Annotated in this window: 17 protein-coding genes; 5 read left to right on the forward strand and 12 right to left on the reverse strand. The window is 38.0% G+C overall.

Features of this window, described 5'->3' with window-relative positions; all coding sequences use genetic code 11:
* Nucleotides 1-128: 128 nt before the first annotated feature.
* Nucleotides 129-1,178, reverse strand: a complete 1,050-nt coding sequence (locus tag ACMX9J_RS05895) for an anthranilate phosphoribosyltransferase (protein WP_154992080.1) — start codon at nucleotides 1,176-1,178, stop codon at nucleotides 129-131.
* A 194-nt stretch (nucleotides 1,179-1,372) separates the two neighbouring features.
* Here ACMX9J_RS05895 and ACMX9J_RS05900 point away from each other — a divergent pair, with 194 nt between their 5' ends.
* Nucleotides 1,373-2,515 carry an NlpC/P60 family protein gene (locus tag ACMX9J_RS05900; RefSeq protein ID WP_176343847.1) on the forward strand — a complete coding sequence of 381 codons (1,143 nt, stop codon included), beginning with the start codon at nucleotides 1,373-1,375 and terminating at the stop codon, nucleotides 2,513-2,515.
* An 80-nt stretch (nucleotides 2,516-2,595) separates the two neighbouring features.
* On the opposite strand, the gene ACMX9J_RS05905 is transcribed toward ACMX9J_RS05900, so the two are convergent.
* From ACMX9J_RS05905 to ACMX9J_RS05930, 6 genes are all read right to left on the reverse strand, one after another.
* Nucleotides 2,596-3,525, reverse strand: a complete 930-nt coding sequence (locus ACMX9J_RS05905; protein ID WP_047750571.1) for a 3D domain-containing protein — start codon at nucleotides 3,523-3,525, stop codon at nucleotides 2,596-2,598.
* Between the two features lie 429 nt (nucleotides 3,526-3,954).
* Nucleotides 3,955-4,704: an oxygen-insensitive NADPH nitroreductase gene (gene nfsA / locus ACMX9J_RS05910; RefSeq protein WP_028412813.1), complete on the reverse strand. Its 750-nt coding sequence runs from the start codon at nucleotides 4,702-4,704 to the stop codon at nucleotides 3,955-3,957.
* A gap of 92 nt (nucleotides 4,705-4,796) precedes the next feature.
* Nucleotides 4,797-5,930: an MGDG synthase family glycosyltransferase gene (locus ACMX9J_RS05915; protein WP_028412812.1), complete on the reverse strand. Its 1,134-nt coding sequence runs from the start codon at nucleotides 5,928-5,930 to the stop codon at nucleotides 4,797-4,799.
* Nucleotides 5,927-6,520: a DedA family protein gene (locus ACMX9J_RS05920; protein ID WP_028412811.1), complete on the reverse strand. Its 594-nt coding sequence runs from the start codon at nucleotides 6,518-6,520 to the stop codon at nucleotides 5,927-5,929. Before ACMX9J_RS05920 ends, ACMX9J_RS05915 begins: the two co-directional genes overlap by 4 nt.
* A gap of 15 nt (nucleotides 6,521-6,535) precedes the next feature.
* Entirely contained in the window at nucleotides 6,536-7,246 is a 711-nt protein-coding gene (locus ACMX9J_RS05925; RefSeq protein ID WP_034270087.1) for a polysaccharide deacetylase family protein, read from the reverse strand.
* 290 nt (nucleotides 7,247-7,536) lie between these two features.
* Nucleotides 7,537-8,139, reverse strand: a complete 603-nt coding sequence (locus tag ACMX9J_RS05930; protein WP_033579450.1) for an alpha/beta hydrolase — start codon at nucleotides 8,137-8,139, stop codon at nucleotides 7,537-7,539.
* Nucleotides 8,140-8,961: 822 nt separating this feature from the next.
* Here ACMX9J_RS05930 and ACMX9J_RS05935 point away from each other — a divergent pair.
* Nucleotides 8,962-10,752: a transglycosylase domain-containing protein gene (locus ACMX9J_RS05935; protein ID WP_416225534.1), complete on the forward strand. Its 1,791-nt coding sequence runs from the start codon at nucleotides 8,962-8,964 to the stop codon at nucleotides 10,750-10,752.
* A 35-nt stretch (nucleotides 10,753-10,787) separates the two neighbouring features.
* Here the strand turns inward: ACMX9J_RS05935 and ACMX9J_RS05940 are convergent, their stop codons facing one another.
* Nucleotides 10,788-12,119 (reverse strand): polysaccharide biosynthesis protein, encoded by a 1,332-nt coding sequence (locus ACMX9J_RS05940; protein WP_013057669.1) that lies wholly within the window; start codon nucleotides 12,117-12,119, stop codon nucleotides 10,788-10,790.
* 294 nt (nucleotides 12,120-12,413) lie between these two features.
* The gene (locus ACMX9J_RS05945) at nucleotides 12,414-13,331 is read right to left on the reverse strand and encodes a DMT family transporter (RefSeq protein ID WP_028412807.1); all 918 of its coding nucleotides are present in this window, start codon (nucleotides 13,329-13,331) and stop codon (nucleotides 12,414-12,416) included.
* Nucleotides 13,332-13,481: 150 nt separating this feature from the next.
* On the opposite strand from ACMX9J_RS05945, the gene ACMX9J_RS05950 reads away from it, so the two are divergent.
* On the forward strand, nucleotides 13,482-14,858 hold the full coding sequence (locus tag ACMX9J_RS05950) for a PLP-dependent aminotransferase family protein (RefSeq protein WP_416225535.1): 1,377 nt from the start codon (nucleotides 13,482-13,484) through the stop codon (nucleotides 14,856-14,858).
* A gap of 63 nt (nucleotides 14,859-14,921) precedes the next feature.
* Here ACMX9J_RS05950 and ACMX9J_RS05955 read toward each other — a convergent pair whose 3' ends face one another.
* Complete coding sequence (locus tag ACMX9J_RS05955) at nucleotides 14,922-15,320, reverse strand: FixH family protein (RefSeq protein WP_034270096.1); 399 nt, start codon at nucleotides 15,318-15,320, stop codon at nucleotides 14,922-14,924.
* Nucleotides 15,321-15,470: 150 nt separating this feature from the next.
* Here ACMX9J_RS05955 and ACMX9J_RS05960 point away from each other — a divergent pair, with 150 nt between their 5' ends.
* Together ACMX9J_RS05960 and ACMX9J_RS05965 are read left to right on the forward strand one after the other, a co-directional pair.
* A complete protein-coding gene (locus ACMX9J_RS05960; RefSeq protein WP_028412804.1) occupies nucleotides 15,471-16,049 on the forward strand; it encodes a hypothetical protein in 579 nt (192 codons plus the stop codon).
* Between the two features lie 97 nt (nucleotides 16,050-16,146).
* Nucleotides 16,147-16,812 carry a type 1 glutamine amidotransferase domain-containing protein gene (locus tag ACMX9J_RS05965; protein WP_028412803.1) on the forward strand — a complete coding sequence of 222 codons (666 nt, stop codon included), beginning with the start codon at nucleotides 16,147-16,149 and terminating at the stop codon, nucleotides 16,810-16,812.
* Nucleotides 16,813-16,854: 42 nt separating this feature from the next.
* On the opposite strand, the gene ACMX9J_RS05970 is transcribed toward ACMX9J_RS05965, so the two are convergent.
* Together ACMX9J_RS05970 and ACMX9J_RS05975 are read right to left on the reverse strand one after the other, a co-directional pair.
* Nucleotides 16,855-18,582, reverse strand: coding sequence for an ABC transporter ATP-binding protein (locus tag ACMX9J_RS05970; protein WP_340843443.1), 1,728 nt, complete (start codon nucleotides 18,580-18,582; stop codon nucleotides 16,855-16,857).
* Between the two features lie 413 nt (nucleotides 18,583-18,995).
* The gene (locus ACMX9J_RS05975; protein WP_232217049.1) at nucleotides 18,996-20,057 is read right to left on the reverse strand and encodes a copper resistance D family protein; all 1,062 of its coding nucleotides are present in this window, start codon (nucleotides 20,055-20,057) and stop codon (nucleotides 18,996-18,998) included.

Raw genomic sequence — 20,057 nt, forward strand, 5'->3', positions numbered from 1 at the left:
ATTTTCTTATTAACATCAAATGTGATATTTTCTAACACAAACACACAACTAATTATATTAAATTTTCTGATAAAAAACAAAGGATTTATATCTTTCGATAAAAAAAGATGAGCATATTTGCTCACCTTTTACTCTTCTGAAATCACTTGTGTTTTCCATTTCTGCAGGTGTTTCCAACCCAGACCTTCAGCTAGCTGACGTTTTGCATAGTCTACTCCTTTTTCAATAGAAGTTTCATAGCCAAATAAATAATAGCGCAAGCCGGCGTTTAATACTACTTGATTATAGACATAAGTCAGTTCGGAAGAAGATTCACCCTCCAAAATGCGCGTCACATATGCCGCTTGTTTTTCAACACTTATTTTCTTTTCAAAGTGTTCTTCTTCCACAAACAGTCCGTATTCTTTTGGATTGACAATAAACGACTCCATCTCTCCTTCTGAGATAGTAAAAACAAAGCTGCTTCTATGTACAGGTACATCTTCAGATCCTTCTATACCTTGCACCACGTATACATGTTTAAACGGGAGCGAAGCAAAAATGGGCACAATTTTGTTAATGGCCGTGCGGTGAAAAGCGCCCATCATTAAAGAAGAAGCATTTGATAAATTTAATAGTTTTTCAACCGTATTAATTAGTGTTCTTACGCCAATTTCATGACGAATTTGTTTGATGCGACTAAGAGGATAAGAGATTGTTTCAGCATTTACAAAGCCAATTTTTAATGTTTCTAACGTATGACCGATGTCTTCAATCGTTTGAGCTTGAGGGATCTGTAATGAATGAAGTACATCTTCAATAGTTGTTCCAAACTTTGGAGGAAGCGCTTCTGTACAGTGTAAAAAAGCTGGCACACCTCTTTCAGCTAATAAAATCGATACAGGAATGGTCGCAAAAAATGAATTTCTCCCTGCATAAGGGCTTGCAAAATCAATTGATTTATCTTTTAACGGCTGAGACAGCGGTATCTCTTTTGTTTTTTCACGAAAAGCATGAACGAATCCCAATAGTTCATCTGCATTTTCGGTTTTAATGCGTTCCGCAATAAAAAAAGCAGCGACCTGAGCATCCGTAGCTTGTCCAGAAGCGATTAAGCGAGCTGCTTCTTTTGCTTGTTCATACGTTAAGTCAGTTGATCCTCTTTTTCCGCGCGCTATTTCTTTGATAAATTGTTGCATATCGTACACTTCCTTTTTAACTGAATATTTGTACATTGTATCACATATTTCCTTTGTTCCTTAGATTATCTTCTATCAGGTACGCAAACTGCTAAAAAATATGAAATTAAAGGAAAAGTACTAGTTCTTTTATAACCTAATATAGTATAATCTATCTGCTATACTATTATTTGGATATTTGGGGGACTTTACAAATGAAAAAAGAGAAACTACTTGTACCATTTATAGCGGCATCCGTTTTAGTAGGAGCATCGGTGACAACGCCTGTTTTTAGTCACTCTGCTTATGCTGCTTCTTCTGTCAGCGTTTATCAAAAAGACGTTAATTCGCTAGCAGATTATTACGCACCATTTTATAAAACCGTAGAAAAAAAGCTAAAAGAAATTGAAGGAATAAAAGATGACGAAAAAGCGTTAGCCGCATATGATCAGCTTGCAGATCAAATTGACCAGTTTCTAACAAAGACCGATAAAAATTACGCGATGAATCATCTTAATTCAGAAGCTGATCAGCTTCAAGGGTATTTATATGACAGCTTAATTGCTCTTTACAATTACATTGTGGATCTTGAAGACTATGCGTATGGAGATGTAAGTGACGCGGAATTTAATAAGATCTCTGCAAATTTTGAAAAAGAAATCAACGCATACAATACGCAATTTCAGCAAAAAGCGAAGAGCTATAAAACGAAGCGAAAAGTAACGTTTAGCGCAAATATGAGTTATTTGCTTGATGAAGATATTCAACCTTCACCAACAGCTCCATCTACACCCGCTGATAGCAATGGCACCTACACGGTGAAAAAAGGAGACACGCTTACAGCAGTCGCTAAAAAGTACGGCATGACGGTAGCTGAATTAAAAAAATTAAACAATTTAAAAACAGATGCGCTAAAAGTTGGACAAGTGCTGAAAGTGAAAAGTGCAAGCGCACCTTCGCCGGCTCCAGCACCTCAAACTTCTGTTAGTACAAAACAGCAGCAAATTGTATCGTATGCTAAAACACTGATCGGAAAGCCATATAAATATGGAGGCACGACACCAAAAGGTTTTGATGTATCGGGGTACACACAGTATGTATATAAAAACGCGGGCTCGAATATTTCTATCCCCCGTACAGTAGCAGATCAGTATAAAAGCGGAACGGACGTAAAGCAAAACAGTCTGCAGGCTGGAGATTTAGTTTTCTTTAAAAACGGCAAATCCGTTTCAGTCGTAGGAATTTACCTAGACAAACAAGAATTCATTTATGTCAGCAGCAAAGGCGTTAAAACGCAATCACTTTCAACAGCGTACTGGAAAAACAGCTATGCGGGCGCAAAGCGTATTATAAAGTAAAAAGAGGTGCCATAAGGCACCTCTTTTGTTTTACTAGCTATGTATTTCTATACTAGACTAGCAATTTTATAAAGAACTTCTTAGTTCATAACCGTGATTTTAACAGATTTTCTTCCGAACTGTTGAGCATCACCTTCAGAAGGAACGAATACATCGATTCGATTGCCTTTAATTGCTCCACCTGTATCGGCAGCTACAGCTTCACCATAGCCTTCTACATAAACTTTCGAACCTAACGGAATAACACTAGGATCAACAGCGATTACTTTTTGGTTTGGATTTGCTTTTAAATCCACTCCTGTAGCAGTTGTACCGCTACATCCAGCACAATTAGCCGTATAGGCAGTTGCTTCAACTGTCATTGATTTGCCGCTGGCTTGTTGTGACGATTCAGCAGGTTGTTGTTGTTTTTGAGCTTGTTCAGCTTGAGCTTGCTGCTGTTCTTTTTGAGCTTGTTCAGCTTGAGCTTGCTGCTGTTCTTTTTGAGCTTGTTCAGCTTGAGCTTGCTGCTGCTCTTTTTGAGCTTGTTCAGCTTGAGCTTGCTGCTGTTCTTCTTGAGTTTGTTCAGCCGGCGCTTGAGCTTGCTGAGTTTCTGGAGCAGCTTGGGCTACTGAAGGGCTTGATTGCTGAGCTTGGCCGTTTGGAGACTGAATTTTTAGTTGTTCGCCAGGATAAATTAAATCTGACTTCAGTCCGTTCCATTCTTTAATTTGATCTACCGTCACGCCGTATTGCTGACTGATGGACCATAATGTATTTCCTTGCTGAACTTTGTGCGTCATTTCTTTTATAGTAGCTACGTTTAATTCTTGATTTGGATAAATAATATTAGATGTTAAGTTATTTGCATCTTTTAGCTCGTCTACGCTCACGCTGTGCTTTTGAGCGACTTTCCATAACGTATCACCTTTTTCTACGTGATACGTTCCGCTTGTAGAAGCAGAAGCTGCACCTACAAATCCCGCTGAAAGGATTGCTGTTGTTCCTAGAGTAAATATAAATTTTTTCATTACGAATACCTCCTTATTTACTCAATGATTGAATGATATCATCCTCACATTTCACAGCCGTTACAGAGCTATGCTACTTTTATTACAAAACTTAACAAAAAGGAACGTTTAAACGTAATATTTCTGATAATTTGGCTATATGATGAAACGTTTCTACTTTTTACTGCTTTTTATTGTTGTTTTAACCAAAATAGTTAAATTTCTCTATCATTGCTGGCTATGCCTCTTCTTTTTTATTGACCCTTTAACGGGTATATTAAGTTTTTTTCGTAACAAAAAAGAGGTTGGAAATGAATCCAGTCAACTGCTAGAAGGAACTACATAAATGAAACCTATGTTCACCATAACAAAAAAAGCGAACCGCTCATCAAAGATTCTGATGAGCGGTTCGCTTTTCAATTCGGCTAAACTACTTGTGTCCCAGCCTTTTTATTTCTTATTAAATCCTTGCTTTTCAACAAATTCTTTCATATACATACGCTTAGGATTGGAAAGCATTTCAGCCATTTGACCAGTCCATGTGTCTTGGCGTTTGCCATTTGTTCGTTCGTTGTAATAAGCAGAAATTTCTTCGTTATACGTCGTTAATTCTTTTTTCGTCTGCTCATGGTTTGGCTCATATGTTTCTTCATGATACACATGTTTAAATGGTAAGCGCGGCTTTTTATCCGTCATACCCGCTGGATGTCCAACCGTTAGACCAAATAACGGGATTACATGATGAGGCAGTTTTAACAATTTGCTTACTTCTTCTAATTCGTTACGCAAACCGCCAATATAACAAGCTCCAAGTCCCATTGATTCAGCAGCAAGCGTTGCATTTTGCGCAGCAAGGGCAACGTCAATAATAGCTACCATGAACTGCTCTGTGCTTTCGAGCGCTGTCGATAAATCTTTTTTCTCCATTTCTGCAATGACATCATGACGATGAAAGTCAGCGCAAAATACAAAGAAGTGTCCATTTGTTTCTACGTAAGGCTGATTTCCTGCTAATTGGGCAAGCTTTCGCTTCGTTTCTTTATCTTTTACTCCAATAATGGAGTACGCTTGAATATAGCTTGATGTGGAAGCTGCCTGTGCGCTTTCTACAATCGTCTGAATTTGCTCTTCCGACAATGGTTTGTCTTCATATTTGCGAATAGAACGATGATTTAAAATCGTTTCAATAACTGAGTTCATATTATAATCTCCTTTTACTTCATTTAACCTTCTACAGATGTTATATCTACAGTTAGTTTATCGAATGTAAAAAGAAATAACCAATGTTCTGCTTAAAATTGATTTTGACTTGTCTCATATCGATACAGCTTAAAGTGATCTGCAAGCACGCGATCTACTTTTACTTCTAAGCTGTCTACATATTCGTCCATTCGTTTTATCAACCGGTTTCGTTTCACATCATTTTCTAAAATGTTCTTAAGCTGCTGTTCAAAGGCTTCAGCATCATTAAGCGGTATCAGCAGCTCTTTTTCTTTTAGATATTCAATGTTAATTTGTTCTTGACCGGGAAGAGATGAATGAATAAAAATAGGTAGTCTCTTATGAAGGGCTTCGCTAATTGTAACGCCTCCTGCTTTTGTGACAATGGCATCTGCTCCTTCATATAAATCATTCATTTTCTCTCTTGATTTTACATACGGGACCGCTTTAACTTTCGGGTGGTTTAGTTTCACTAGTTCTTGATACAACTTTTTATTTTTTCCACACAGCACATAATACATATACGTACAGTTTTGCGGAAGCTGCTGAAGCATTTTGCGTACATTCCCAAGGCCCGAATTTCCGCCGGCAATCAGGATATGCTTCTGTGGCATGAGATGGTCAATCCGTCTTTTTAAAAACGCTTTATGAACGGGAATGCCCGTTACATAAATAGAAGACTCTTTTACACCGTGAACGTTTTGTAGAAATGCTTTCGTATCCTGATCAGGCACGCAGTGAAGCTCGATTCCATTTTTACCCCATACGTCGCTTACTAAGAAGTCGGTGTATACGTTTATAATAGGAAGATCAATGATTCCTTTTTCTTTTAAGCCGCTTAATACACAGGAAGGAAAGCTGTGTGTGCAAACAATGACGTCGGGCTGCTCTGCATCAATTAATTTCTTCATATGATATTCGATAATCGGCCACTTTTTCACGACAAAATCATCCATCGTATGGTCGTTTTTTTTGTATACATGCCCGTAATAAAATTTTTCAAACTGCTTTGGAAAAACAGAAATCCATTTCATGTATATCGATGAAATCATTTGTTCAAGCGGTTTGCTCCAATAGCTTAAACAATCAATTTTTTGACAAATAACGTGAGAAAAACGTTCCATGATGGCATCCATAACGGCGTCTGCTACTTGGTGATGACCAGATGGCATCTGAAAAAGCGGCAAGAACAGAACCTTCCTCATTGACCATCCCTCCTCTCAAGACGTTTTCGGTTTCTTTTTCTTTTTATAAGTAAATAAATAACAAAAAAAGCTACAGCTCCCATAATGATATACGAAATATGAATCCGGTCTCCTACATAGTAACCTAGAACGAGAAAAGAAAGGACCCATACTAGACTGCCTACCACCGATAACAGCAAATAAAGCAAAAACGGATAGCGACTTATTCCTGCCATATATGGGCTAATTTGACGTAAGCCTGGAATATATAAACCAAATAAAATGGTCCATATCCCATATTTATGGTAGCTGCCGCTTGCCGCTTCAATTTTCTCTTTGGTTAACCCTACGTATTTTCCGTATTTATCAAAAAATGGGGTTCCCGCATACCTTCCTAGCCCGTAAGCAGTAAGCATTCCAGTTATAACACCTAAAAAAGCAAAAAGAGATGATTCGTATAAGTTCAGCTGATGTTTGGCAATAAACATGCCTAATAATATTAAAAATGATTCTTCAGGCGCTGGAATTCCAACGATCCCACAAAAAAGTACAAGTAAAATAACAATATAACCATAGGAATGTATATACTGAGAAATAATTGTTAAGTCCACTGCTCGCTCCTCTATTTACGATTGATTCATCAATTGCTGCATGGTTATACTTTCATACCCTTGCTGTTTTAAGTAAGGTAAAAATTCTTCTAACGCCGCAATCGTCATTTCAGGTGCTTTTTCATCTGCTCCCGGGGTATCTCCATTATCGTGTAAAACAAAAATGGCTCCATCTTCTACTTTACGCATTAGTTTTTGAACTAATGCCGTTTTCGTTGTTTTTAGTGTCCAATCCTGAAAGATTCCTGTCCAGATCACGAGGTGATATGGCTTGGCCATTAATAAACTGCTCATATTTAAATGTCCCCACGGCGGACGATAAAAAAGCGGCTTTTGATTTGTTACTTTCTCTATAACCTGTGCACATTGATGAATTTGTCTTTTTAATTGCCAAGGTGTTTGCGTCCATGCACTCACGTGACGATGATGATGTATAGCTACTTCATGTCCTTCATCAATCATCCTGTTTAAAATAGACGGGTGTTTTTCCCCTAGTTCTCCCACAATAAAAAAAGTAGCTTTCATTTCATGCAGTTTGAACAAGTCCAAAATTTTTGGCGTATAAACAGGATGAGGCCCATCGTCAAATGTTATAGCTATTTTATGCTTTTTTGCCCCTTTTATTATGACTGATGAATGATAGCGACGGTAAAGGGTTTGCGAAATAATGGTATATACACATATAACCATTAGAACGAAAAGTAAAACAATAAAAAAACGAGTCATATGCTTTTAACCATCCTTTTGAATTTAAATCCTGCATTTATTATAACGGTTTACTCAGACTTTGGTTTCATTTTTTTGTGATAGAAGCCAGGAATTTTAAAATAATTTGATACTTTACCTAAAAATAGCTGTTCTGCAAGGATATACCGGAAATAAAATGATATCATAAAATTTCCCTTCATTCAGTAAAAAAAGTACTTTTTACCATTTATATCTATCTTTTGTATGATAACTGTCCTTGTTTTTTGAAAATAAAAAAACTTCCCGCACGAGTGCGGAAAGTTTTGAAATTAAAATTTTGACCGATACCATTTTTCAGCTGCTTCAATTTCTGTTCGTGTTAACTGATGTCCAAATGATTCCCAATGGACCTGTACGTCCGCTCCGGCTTTTTCTAAAAGAGCAGAAAGTTCTTCCGTTTCTGATGCTGGGCAAATAGGATCGTTTGTACCTGCGCCGATAAAGATAGAGGCGTCGGTCTTAGGCACTTCAATTCCTCTTCTTGGAACCATCGGATGAAGAAGAGCCGCCCCTTTTAAAGAATTCTCATAATGAAACAGCAAACTTCCTGCAATATTGGCACCATTTGAGTAGCCTACAGCTACGATGTTGTGTCGGTCGAATGAATATGTTTCAGCCGCTTCATCTAAAAATTGATGAAGTTCTTTTGTACGTTCAATTAAATCTTCTATATCAAATATTCCTTCTTGTAAACGTCTAAAGAAACGGGGCATTCCGTTTTCTAGTACATTTCCTCTTACAGATAATACGGAGCAAGAGGAATCAATCATATCTGCAACAGGGAGCAGATCTTGTTCTGTACCTCCTGTACCATGCAACAGCAATAAAGTCGGTTTCGTCTCGTCCGTTCCTTTTTTAAAAATATGTTTCACGTATATCCACTCCTTTTAAATATCTCGAATTAAAGATAATTTTATTATAAGAACTTTCGAAGCATTTGTAAAGGAACTACTGTCAAAGAAATACCTGTATGTTTTGCTGGCAGTATCACATAATACTGAATAACTTCATATGGCCATTACTCATATGCAGCTAGGTATTTAATTCGTTTGACTTACAGCGGGTAAAGAAATATTCCACTTTTATCTAAGTGCTCCCGTCAAAAGGTGGATAATAATTAAAACTCGCCCGTCCTCCTTCGTATAAAAAGTGCCCTAGTCTGATAAATTAGTTAATTTTTTCTTTATTTCGTTACTTTCAACAGATATCAGCATTTATACCCGAGCGTACTAAATCGTATTTCTTATACGTGTTATAACAACTTTTTTCTATGAGAAACAGAACGTAAAATACCCCCTTGGTTTTTCATAAAGGGGAACAAAGCCCCGAATGGTGCTTTATACGACTTTATTTGACAAACACAAATTTATGGGTAAACTAAGTTCAGATGATTGTATTTCACTTTGTTTCAGTTTAATAAAAAAACGAAGCATCTGCGAGTAAGCAAAAAATAACTGCGTAAAGAGCTATTTATGTCAATCATCTTATACCCTAAAAACTTACCTGCACTTGAATAATAGCCTTTATTAAACTTAGCGCGTCAGCTTTTAAACGTTAATACTTTATCACCCATCTCTTTGTTAAAAGATTGAATGGGTCAACAAACTTCAGCATTCTTTACATAACGACCTTGTAAAGACGAAGAATGTAGCTATGTGTGAACATGGAATTATTACTTAGTGGAGTGAACCAACATGAGGAAATTTATTTTAGCCTTTTTAGTCGTTGTTTTAATTGTAATGCTAGGAGTTACCTATGTATTAAAGCAATTTCAGCAAACGGCTGATTTATCTTACTCGAAACTGCAGTCGGTTCAAAGTACGGTAGTCTATGACAAAAATGACCGTAAGATTGACGAATTGTATAAAACCGTTCCCCGTCAAAATGTTTCGAGCAATGAAATTCCCGATTATGTAAAAATGGCGTTTGTTGCAACGGAAGACCGTCGCTTTTACAAGCATTTTGGGATTGATTTACAAGGTATTGGCCGCGCCCTTTTTAAGAACATTGTAACAATGAGTAAAGCTGAAGGCGCAAGTACCATTACACAGCAGTTAGCAAGAAACCTTTACTTATCTAGTGATAAGACCATTAAACGTAAAGTAGATGAAATGTTTCTATCACTAGGCTTAGAAAGACAATTTACAAAAGATCAAATTTTGGAATTATATTTAAATCAAATTTATTTCGGAAGCGGTGTATACGGTATTGGTGCAGCTTCTCAGATTTATTTTAATAAGCCTGTATCAGATTTAACCGTAGGCGAAGCTGCGCTTTTAGCAGGACTCCCAAAAGCGCCGAGTACGTATTCACCAAGCAATAGTACAGAAAAAGCAACAGCCCGACGAAACGTTGTATTGAAACTGATGCATGACCAAAACGTTATTAGCGATACTCAGTATCAGCAAGCGTTAAACGAACGCGTAGTCGAGCCTAGTATTCCGGTTAAAAAACCGAACTCAAATCAAGCATTTATTGATTATGTAATTAAAGAAGCTGCTCAACAATATGGCGTATCTGCTGATGACCTTTATAAGGGTGGTTATGCCATCTATACAGATTTAGATCCTAATTTACAGGAATCGATTAATAACTCTGTAGCAAATCATACGTTCCGAGATGATGACATCAACAGCAAAGTAGAGGTTGGGATTTCAGCTGTCAACCCTAAAACAGGCGGGATTTCAGCGATGTATGGAGGACGCAGCTATGAGCGAAACGGCTTAAACCGTGCTACAAGCGGCTATCAGCTTGGTTCAGCTATTAAGCCTTTAGCCGTATACGGTCCAGCATTAGAAACTGGAGATTATACACCAACTTCACTCTTAAGTGACGAACGACAAGACTTTGGCGGTGGATATAGCCCTAAAAACGCAGAAGGTGAATATCAAAAGCATGTGACAATGCGTGAAGCACTTACTCGTTCACTTAACGTTCCAGCTGTTTGGCTTTTAAAACAAATTGATATTGATACAAGCGTAAAATTCATGGAAAAAGCTGGACTTCCTCTTGAAGATGACGATAAGTCAAAATTAGGACTTGCTCTTGGAGGAACGACGACAACGTTCTCTCCCCTTCAGTTAGCACAAGGATATACAACCTTCGCTAACAAAGGCGTCATGACTAAGCCGTACGCAATTCGAAAAATTGAGATGCGCGACGGTGAAGTGAAAAAGCCAGACATTCAGACAGAGCGAGTAATGAGTGAAGAAAATGCGGATACAATGACATCCATGCTGCAAGACGTAATTGAAAAAAGCTATGGAACAGGTGTTAACGCTCGTTCTTCACGAGATGCTGCAGGTAAAACCGGTACCACCAACGACGTCAAAGATGCTTGGTTTGTCGGGTATACCGATGATGCAGTCGTTTCTATCCACGCTGGCTTTGATAATGCTAATTCTACGCAAACAACGAAATACTTATCAGGCGGCGGCGGACAAGACCCTGCTACACTGTTTAGCTCAATTATGAATAACTGGTAACCAAAAAACCTCCAACTTCACTGTTGGAGGTTTTTTTAAGATAAATGCGTTTTATGCTTAAGTGAAAAAAAGGAAACGTTAATGACTTTGCAAATCGTTACATAATGCAGAACGGTCAAAACAACCACGCCACAGTTCATCCCGATAATAATGCCCTGCATGCCAATATTTGTTTGTGATCCTAAGAAAAACATCAGGGAAAAAGAGACAATATGAGACCAAATCGTATGATAAAAAGCATCTTTTACATAGCCGAGTCCAATTAAATAAGCTTGAAGCGGGACGGCAAAGAAGTGAAAAAGAAAATACGGCCATAAAGCCTTTAGATAGTACACGGCTTCTGTAGAATGAAAAAACAAGTTAGTAAGCGGCTCAGCAAAGAAATACATCGCCACTATAGACGGAATCCCATATAAAAATGTCATTTGCATACTTTGAGTCAAAAGTCTTTGAAGCTGTTCTTCCTGATTTTTCGCATGAGCTTCAGATACAGCAGGTATGAGTGCTACTAAAAGAGAGTGAGCAAAGAAAGCCGGAAAAAAGCCGATCGACATCGCTACCCCTGTTAGCATACCAAAATGCTGCGTTGCCCCGGTTAACGTCATGCCCGATAAAACGAGCGCGTGTTTGATTAAAAACGGCTGAATAGCATTACATACCGCATTAAATAAACGCAGTCCCGTGGTCGGAAGTGAGACGCCTAACAGCTTTTTCCGAATCTCACTTGGAGAAAGCAGAGGCCTGTGCCCTCTTGATAAAACACTTAACTGAGTAACATACGTGATAAAAAAATAAAGCAAAATAACAGCTTCGGTTCCAATCAGTGTACAAATCGCAATAAACAGAGACATTTTAACATCTGTGAAAGCGAACATTTGAAAAACAACAAATAAAATAGTTAGCTGAAAGGCTTTGCGAATAAAATTAGACACAGCGATGGTCGTCATATTATTTTTACCCGTAAAATATCCACGAAGCACCGCTGAAAATGAAACAACCGGAATGAAACATAGTACAACCCATTTCAAGTAAGGATGATAGTGACTGAAAAATGGAAAGGCTGCTAATACGGCCAGTGTAATAAAAAAGATCCCCAAGCTCACAGCAGTCGCAAAAATGGTGGCATGCTTCATCATATGCTGATGTTCTTTGCGATGATGTTCAGCAAGAAATTTAGAAATAGAAATAGGCAGTTCTAAGTTGGCTACGGTGGCAATAAGAAAAATGATAGGAAGAACAGTCATGTACATGCCCATGCCTTCCCTTCCTAATTCTCTAGCAAGTACCATATTTACAAGAAATTCAATTAACTCTCCTGCAAAGGCAGCACCTGCTAGAATAAACGTTCCTTTCAAAAAAGTGTTCATCTCGTTATCTCCTCTATCTCCCGTCCTTTTTCATCACTACCTCTTCTCTCTATGTATATGACAAGCCCAATACGAATTATTTGTCTAATTGTATTTTTTCGGTGTACAAGTTCTTGTATAATGTTCAACCTATGTGAAAAAAAACCGTTATATACCTTTTTTACATAGGAAATTCATTCATTTCTTATCTTTTGGCTCTTGAAACTTACATAGAAAAACAGGAGACTGAATGAACCTGCCGATTGCTAAAGGAAATAGAGCATGTTGTTTTAATGTAACAAATTTACATATTAGTTAAGCGTCTTTATTCATCATTTTCTGGGGATGCACTTCTTTTTTTGATACCGAGGCGTTTTTGCCTAGCACAACCGAAAAGACAACAATTATTGCTATAGCAAGAGTAAAAAGTGTAATTGATTCGCCTAGAAATAGAGCTGCAAACAGAATCATTAAAAATGGCTGCAAATATTGAACCTGGCTAACTCTGGCTATTCCCCCCATAGCCATCCCGCTGTACCAAGCAACGTATGCTAAAAATTGACTCACGACTGATAGATAAATCAAACTAACCCACGCTTTTAAAGGCGCATGAAGCATTTCAGCTGTAATGCTTAGTCCCACTGGAATCATAAAAAATGGCGCACCGATGATAATGGCCCAAGCAATTACCTGCCAGCTGCCTAATTCTCTTGCTAACACCCCTCCTTCTGCGTAGCTCAGTCCAAGTATCAGCACCGCTGCTAGTAGAGCGGCATCGGCAAACTGCAGTTGACCAAATCCGAGGTGAAGAGCATACACGATAACAGCTGCAGAACCAATCATGCTTGATATCCAGAATTTGAAAGAAGGACGTTCACCTCCTCTAAACATCGCAAAACCGGCTGTGGCTAATGGTAAAAGAGCGAGTTCAACCGCTCCGTGAGAAACAGGCAATGATTTCATTGCCCAGGAAGTGAGCAGAGGAAACCCTAAAACTGCGCCTAAAGCAACGATCAGCAGACTTTTAAATTGGCGAAGAGAAGGAAATTTTTCTTTTCGTACAATCAATATCACAGCTACTAAGATAGCAGCTATAGCTGTTCTTCCTAAACCGGCGACTGTCGTTCCGAAATACTCGACTGCAACACTTGTAGAAGGAAGGGTTAAGCTAAAACAGATAACGCCTACTACCCCTAACAATAAGCCGATTTTCTCTCTCGTTTCTTTTTGCATCTTACCCTACCCCTGTCTTTTTATTTTTCAGAACTGTACCATTTTTCTAAAAAAAGTTCTGATATAATTAAAAGGATAGCGCAGGACAACTAGTAAAATAAATCATTCTTTTACCTAACTGTACGGGTACAAATTAAAGGAGTAGGACCTATGAGTTTGAAATATCTAAAAATCATGGAAGAAATTAAGCTTGGCCTAGCAAATGGATCGCTTATTGCAGGTGGTAAACTCCCTTCTGTTCGCCGACTCTCCCACCATTTTTCGTGCAGCAAGAATACCGTTATTAAAGCGTACAGCGAATTAGAAAAAGAGCATTTAATTTATTCTGTTCCTAAAAGCGGCTACTACGTTGTGGCAGAATTTCAACATAGGACGAATGAAAATGAAGTGATTGATTTCTTGTCTGCTGGTCCAGATAAAAACGTTATGCCTTATCTTGAATTTCAGCATTGTATAAACCAAGCAATTGAACACTACAAAGAAGAGCTTTTTACATACTCTGATCAACAAGGCTCTTACTCATTGCGGGTACAGTTAGTGAAACACTTGCAGAGCCTACAGGTGTTCACTCAAGCTGAAAGGTTAGTTGTTGTATCTGGGTCTCAGCAAGCTCTTCACTTATTAGTTTCTATGCCATTTCCAAATGGAAAAAATAATATCCTGATTGAACAGCCCACTTATTTCGGTTTTATCGAGTCTCTTACCCTGCACCAAGCTACTACTTTTGGGATCGAGCTATCGATGGAAGGGATTGATCTTGATCGTTTGGAGTACATTTCTCGAAATAATGACATAAAATTTTTCTATATTATTCCAAGATTCCATAATCCTCTTGGACATTGTTATACAAATTTCGAGAAGAAAAAAATCGTGGAGCTGGCCGAAAAATACGATGTATATATAGTCGAGGATGACTTTTTGGGCGACCTTGATCCCGATGCAAAATCAGATCCTTTATTTTCTTTTAATCCTTCTGGACGAGTCATTTATATTAAAAGCTTTTCAAAAATTTTTCTTCCTGGGTTACGCATTGCTGCTATCGTGCTTCCTTCGTTAATGAATAGCAACTTTTTACGATATAAATTCAGTTCAGATTTTAATAGTTCAGCGCTTTCCCAAGGCGCTCTTGAAATTTATTTAAAAAGCGGCATGTTTACTAGTCATCTTAAAAAGATAAAAGAGGTATACCATACCAAAATGCAAACTCTTGTAGAAGCATGTGATTCACTGCTGCCCGCTCATACACATTTTTCTAAGCCGCCTTCAGGATTCTATTTATCCATTAGTTTGCCTGAGCATGTGAAAGCAAAACAGATCGTCCACATGCTAAACGAGCAGCACATATATGTTGATGATGCTTCTAGATTTTTTTTACCAGAATATAAACGAGACACGCTTCTCCGATTAAGCATCTCACAAGTAAATAAGAATACGATCAAACGAGGGATTGAACAGCTGGCTCAGTGCATTACTTTAATTGATGATAGAAAACATCATCCTATTCCTAATAACCTTTTCCCCTTGTAGAATGGGAATTTAACGGACATACTAAACGAAAAGAAGCCAAGGAATTAGCATCCTTGACTTCTTTTATTTAACCGTAACGGTTATAAGAGGCATGTTATGCGTCCCTTTTGCAGAAACATGTGACTGCACGGTATATGTGCCAGGCTCAGAGAAAGATGTTTGTATCTCATATACACCTTTTCCTATTTGTTTAGGCTTTAACATCTTCCCTTTCCCTTCGCCATCTTTTTTCTCTATTTCAAATTCAATCATTTCAACGTCATCATTTTTTACTTTTTCGTCTCCATATGTAACTTCGGCTTTGTAGATACCGTTTTCATTTTTCTGTAACTTCTCTGGGCCTTGAAGGTTTACGTCCAACGGTTTTGGCTGCTCAGCATTTGTGCTTTGAGCAGGTTCCTGACCACAGGCTGTTAAAAGTAAACAAAGACTGATTATAGATATACTTATTCTTTTTTTCATGTATTCATCTCCTTTTTAAACCCTTTGTTTAACTATAACGCGTATTGCAAAGAAAAAAATGAATTTTTTTAAAAAAGAAGGATTTTTAAAGATTTTTTAAGAAAAAAAGTTCATACTGATACTAACTAGTTTTTTCCAAGGAGGAAGAAAATGAATTCCGCTAAATCTCCAGCTAAAAAATCATGGCTACAGACGTTAATCAAAAATAAAAGTGAGCGTAAAAAAGTGATCTTTATCTTTACTATCTCTTTTTTACTAGTTGTAGCAGGGCTTATTTACGTCCCTATTTATAAACATTCCCTTCCGCTTGATTCTAAAATATACGAAGGGAATTTTAAAGAGCTTGGTTCTATCGCACGAATTGGTTTCTTTGCAGCTTTAGCTATTTATCCTATCTTTTTATTATTAAAATGGAAACCGATATCGCAAATTAAAAAAGGAAAGTTTGAGTTAAAACCGCTTATTCAGTTTTTAGCCAAGTACGTTCGTCAGTGGCACGTTCCCGTTGCCCTTATATCAACTGCTTTGATTATTTTACATGGTTATATGGCTTTGATAAAAGGATTTCAAGCAAATTTTACGTACTTTTCAGGAATTATCACGATGGCTGTTCTAGCTTGTCTGCTCGTGATGGGCGTGAAGCGCTATAAGCGTACAGATAAAAAGTGGCATCTTAAATTTGCTATCTCTTTTTTGGTTTTGTTTATGATTCACGCTACCTTTTCATAACTTGCCATTGTTTAAAGTTTTTTTATATAGGGTACAGTTCACAATGAATACATGATATGTATCACTATACGTTTTACATCATTTAGGAGGTATAAACATGGCAAGAGTGTTAGCTGTATTATCAAGCGGATACGAAGAGAAAGATTATCACACAGGTTGGTGGGCAGAAGAATTATTTGCTCCGCTGCAAAAGCTTGAGAACGCAGGACACACCGTTGACTTAGCCTCACCTTTTGGAGGTAAGCCGGAACTAGACGTTCGAAGTATTTCAGAAGACTTTGATCCAGACGGAACGTATAAGAAATTATATGAGTCAGGAAGAGCGGATCAGACAATGAAACTTGAAGAAGTAGATGCTGAGAACTATGACGTTATCTTAGTAGTAGGCGGCCACGGCGCTATGTTTGACTTAGCAAAAAATGTGGACTTGCATGCACTTATGAACAAAGTGTACGACAACGGAGGTATTTTAGCAGCTGAGTGTCACGGACCTTCTGTGTTTGCTTTCTTGAAAGGATCCGATGATGAACTTTTAATTAAAGGACTAGACGTAACCGGTTATCCTGATGAAATTGAACCGGAAGAAGTACTTCCCTTTTTACCATACAGTTTAGAACAAGAACTTCGTGAAGTGGCTAATTACATCCCTGAGATGGATAAAAAAGCATATGCTGTTTGGGCAAATGATCAAATTGTCACAAGCCGAGATCCTTTTTCTTCTGAGTTAATGGGTGATGAATTAGTTAAAAAGCTAAATAAATAAACTAAAAAAAGACTGCTCGAAAGCAGTCTTTTTTTGTTTGTTCTATAGGGATGTTTGAAACTGCTGCTCTACCAAACGCCGGTAAAAAGAATGAGAGGCTAACAGCTCTTTATGCGTTCCGCTTCCTGTAACTTGCCCTTCTTCTATTACAACAATTTGGTCTGCATTAATGACCGTAGATAGACGATGGGCAATGACGAGTGATGTGCGTTCTTTCATTACTGTCTCCAATGACTCTTGCACAAGCTTTTCTGACTCGGAGTCCAAGCTAGCTGTCGCTTCGTCCAGTAATAAAAACTGAGGATTTCGTAACAGCGCTCGGGCAATTGCAATACGCTGTCGCTGTCCTCCTGAGAGATTAATACCTCTTTCTCCAATCATTGTTTCATATTGAGCTTCAAAGGACTGAATGAAATGATGAGCATTCGCTAACTTTGCTGCTTCTTCTATTTCTTCATCCGTCACATGCCGCTCTAATCCGTAAATGAGATTTTCTCGAATTGTTCCTGCTAAAATCGGAGAATCTTGCTGAACATAGCTAAATAGGTGACGCCACGAACGTAAGTTGACGTTTTGACTGTCTGTTCCATCCAAGAATATGTGACCCGATGAAGGCTCATAAAAGCGTTCGATAAGAGAAAAAACAGTAGATTTTCCAGCTCCGCTAGGTCCAACAAAAGCGGTAACTTCTCCTTTTTTAGCAGAAAATGAAACTTCCTGCAATACGGGTTTATCTTCATATTGAAAAGCAACTTTATCGAACCTTAAACTCCCTACCTGTTCAAGCACTTCTCCATTTTCATAGTTCTCTTCTTTCTCAGCTAATATATCAAAGATTCTTTCTGAAGCTCCTTTAGTTTGCTGAAAGCTCGTAACAAATCGGGTAAGTGAACCAACCGGAACCATAATTTGAAAAAGGTAAAGAACAAAAGCCACCAGCTCTCCTGCAGTGATAAATCCCTCACTCACCCGGTATGCACCAAACCCGACGATGGCAATCATAACAGCGGTCATCACCGTGCTAATAACCGGTGTAATGATAGCTTCAATTTTAGCTCTCTTTACACCGAAGAGGTAGAGTGACTGAAACGATTGTAAGCCGGAATCAACTTCTTTTTTCTCTGAACCGGATACTTTAATCAAGCGGATTTCACTCAGCATTTGAGCTAAAAAAGCTGTAAGCTTGGACATTTTATCCTGCTGCTCACGTGAAATTTTATGTATTTTTCTCGCTAGCGGCATAACCAGTACAAACATAACGGGAATAACCGCTAATAAAATGAGCGTCATGGGTACATCAAGCGTAAATAAAATAACAATGGCAACGATAATAGATAAAATATTTTTAACAAAGTCAATCATTTCTGTTGACAATAAGTTCATCACAATGGTTGTATCATTTGTAATGCGGCTTACCATTTCACCGGAACGATTTTGGTCGTAAAATGAAACCGGAAGCTTTATGAGCTTGTTCCACACTTTATGTCTGAGTTCTTTTACAACACCTTGGCCTACTTGAGCAAGGAGATAAAGAGATACTGCGCTTGTTGCCATTTGAGCAGCAAATAAACCAAGGAGTCCTGCTATAAGCTGCGGTGAGACGCCTACTGCAATTTTCTCCATCACTTCTTTAATGACAAGAGGAATAGAAAGCGACGCTCCGGTATTAATTAAGGCCAGTATAAACGAAATGAGTAGCTTTCCTGTCGGAGGGTTCGTTAGCAACCATAATTTTTTAAATGAAAAATGAATTCCTTTTTGCGTATTCATCTTAGTTCCTTTCTACTTCTTTTAATAGGTGATATCAACACTTTACCTTCAAAGTTCTATCTTATTTTACACCATTTCCTTTCTCAACCTGAACTTCTAAGCTTTTACCTATTTTTTAAACTCGTCTATACAAAAATGACAAGCTGGTCATATACTATGGTACACTGAATTCTTTTACTAGATGAGAGGTTGAATAAGGATGTCTGTTTATATTAAATCTATTTCTATTGGCACAATTTCTGGCGGGATCGTTATTTTTGGAAACGCAGGAAATATATCGCCTCCAAGCGGCTCTACATCCGGCTCCGGTTCTAGTTCCCAAATGCCGATGCCCCCTTCTCCGAGAAATGGCCCGAGAGATAACACTACTTTTAATGGCTAATAAAAAAACAGTGAGATATTTCTCACTGTTTTTAGACTTGAATACTTGTCATCATCGCAATATAAAAAGCAAACACAAACAAACCCGCACTTAATACGCTGAGCCATACTGTCTTTTTGTAAAAACAAACAAGTAAATACACAAAAAACAGCAGTGCAACAAATAAGAATAGGATTCCTACAATCGTTACGTGAAACGTTAGAGGCAGCGTCACTTGTTTCCCATAGATAAAAGGAAGAATCGATGAATCCATTGCCATATGACTTATATTAGTTGGCGGCGATTGCGTTACCATGATAGCTGTAAATAAAAAAATGATAAGCAAAATAATGCTTTCTGCTCGAATCCACATCACGGGCTTATATTCTGGATGTTTTATCGCTTTTTTCATAAGAAAGCCATTGATGACGGCAAATGCAAGCAGCGGAATAATCGTAATATGCTTTAACAAAAGAGATTGCCCGTAATCTGTAGCCCATGAATTTACATAGTTGGACAGCCCCATGATAATAACCATCGAAATGAACCCACTTAATGAAAGAAGCACAAAACAAGCGATCGCAAAAGGAGTAAACCAGCTTAAGAAACTTTTCCAATTGGAGGTTTCTTTTGAAAAAGCGGCAACAATCAGAACCACTCCTCCCCACAGTCCAACTGCTAAAATATGAAGGGAATGAGACAACATGCCGCTAAGCACAGAAGCGGATGCTGCGTGACTTGCGTAGGCGATTCCTCCCACTAAGGCTACAGTCAGTAATGTATACATATGGGGGTGGCTCTCTATTGAAACAGCAACCATACATAAAATAGCAATCAGTACAACAAAGATCCAGGCGTGTCCCGTTCTTGTTTCCAATAATACAAGACGAACTGTTTCACCTAACCCTCTTATTTTTGAAAAAGATAAAATAATCTCAAGCGAATTTCCAACCGAAAAAAGAGCGACAGCCGCTGCACTTGCAAGTAGCCATCGCTTTGATAATAAAATTGTTGGCTTTTTTGTAAGGGGCACATATTGCAGTACGGCAAATCCTAATAATAAGGAAAGAGCTACGTATGTGAACCACTCAAAAACAGGCAACAAAACACTCAT

Source organism: Priestia sp. RMT2NF4 (genome assembly GCF_047872835.1).
Lineage (GTDB): Bacteria > Bacillota > Bacilli > Bacillales > Bacillaceae_H > Priestia > Priestia zanthoxyli.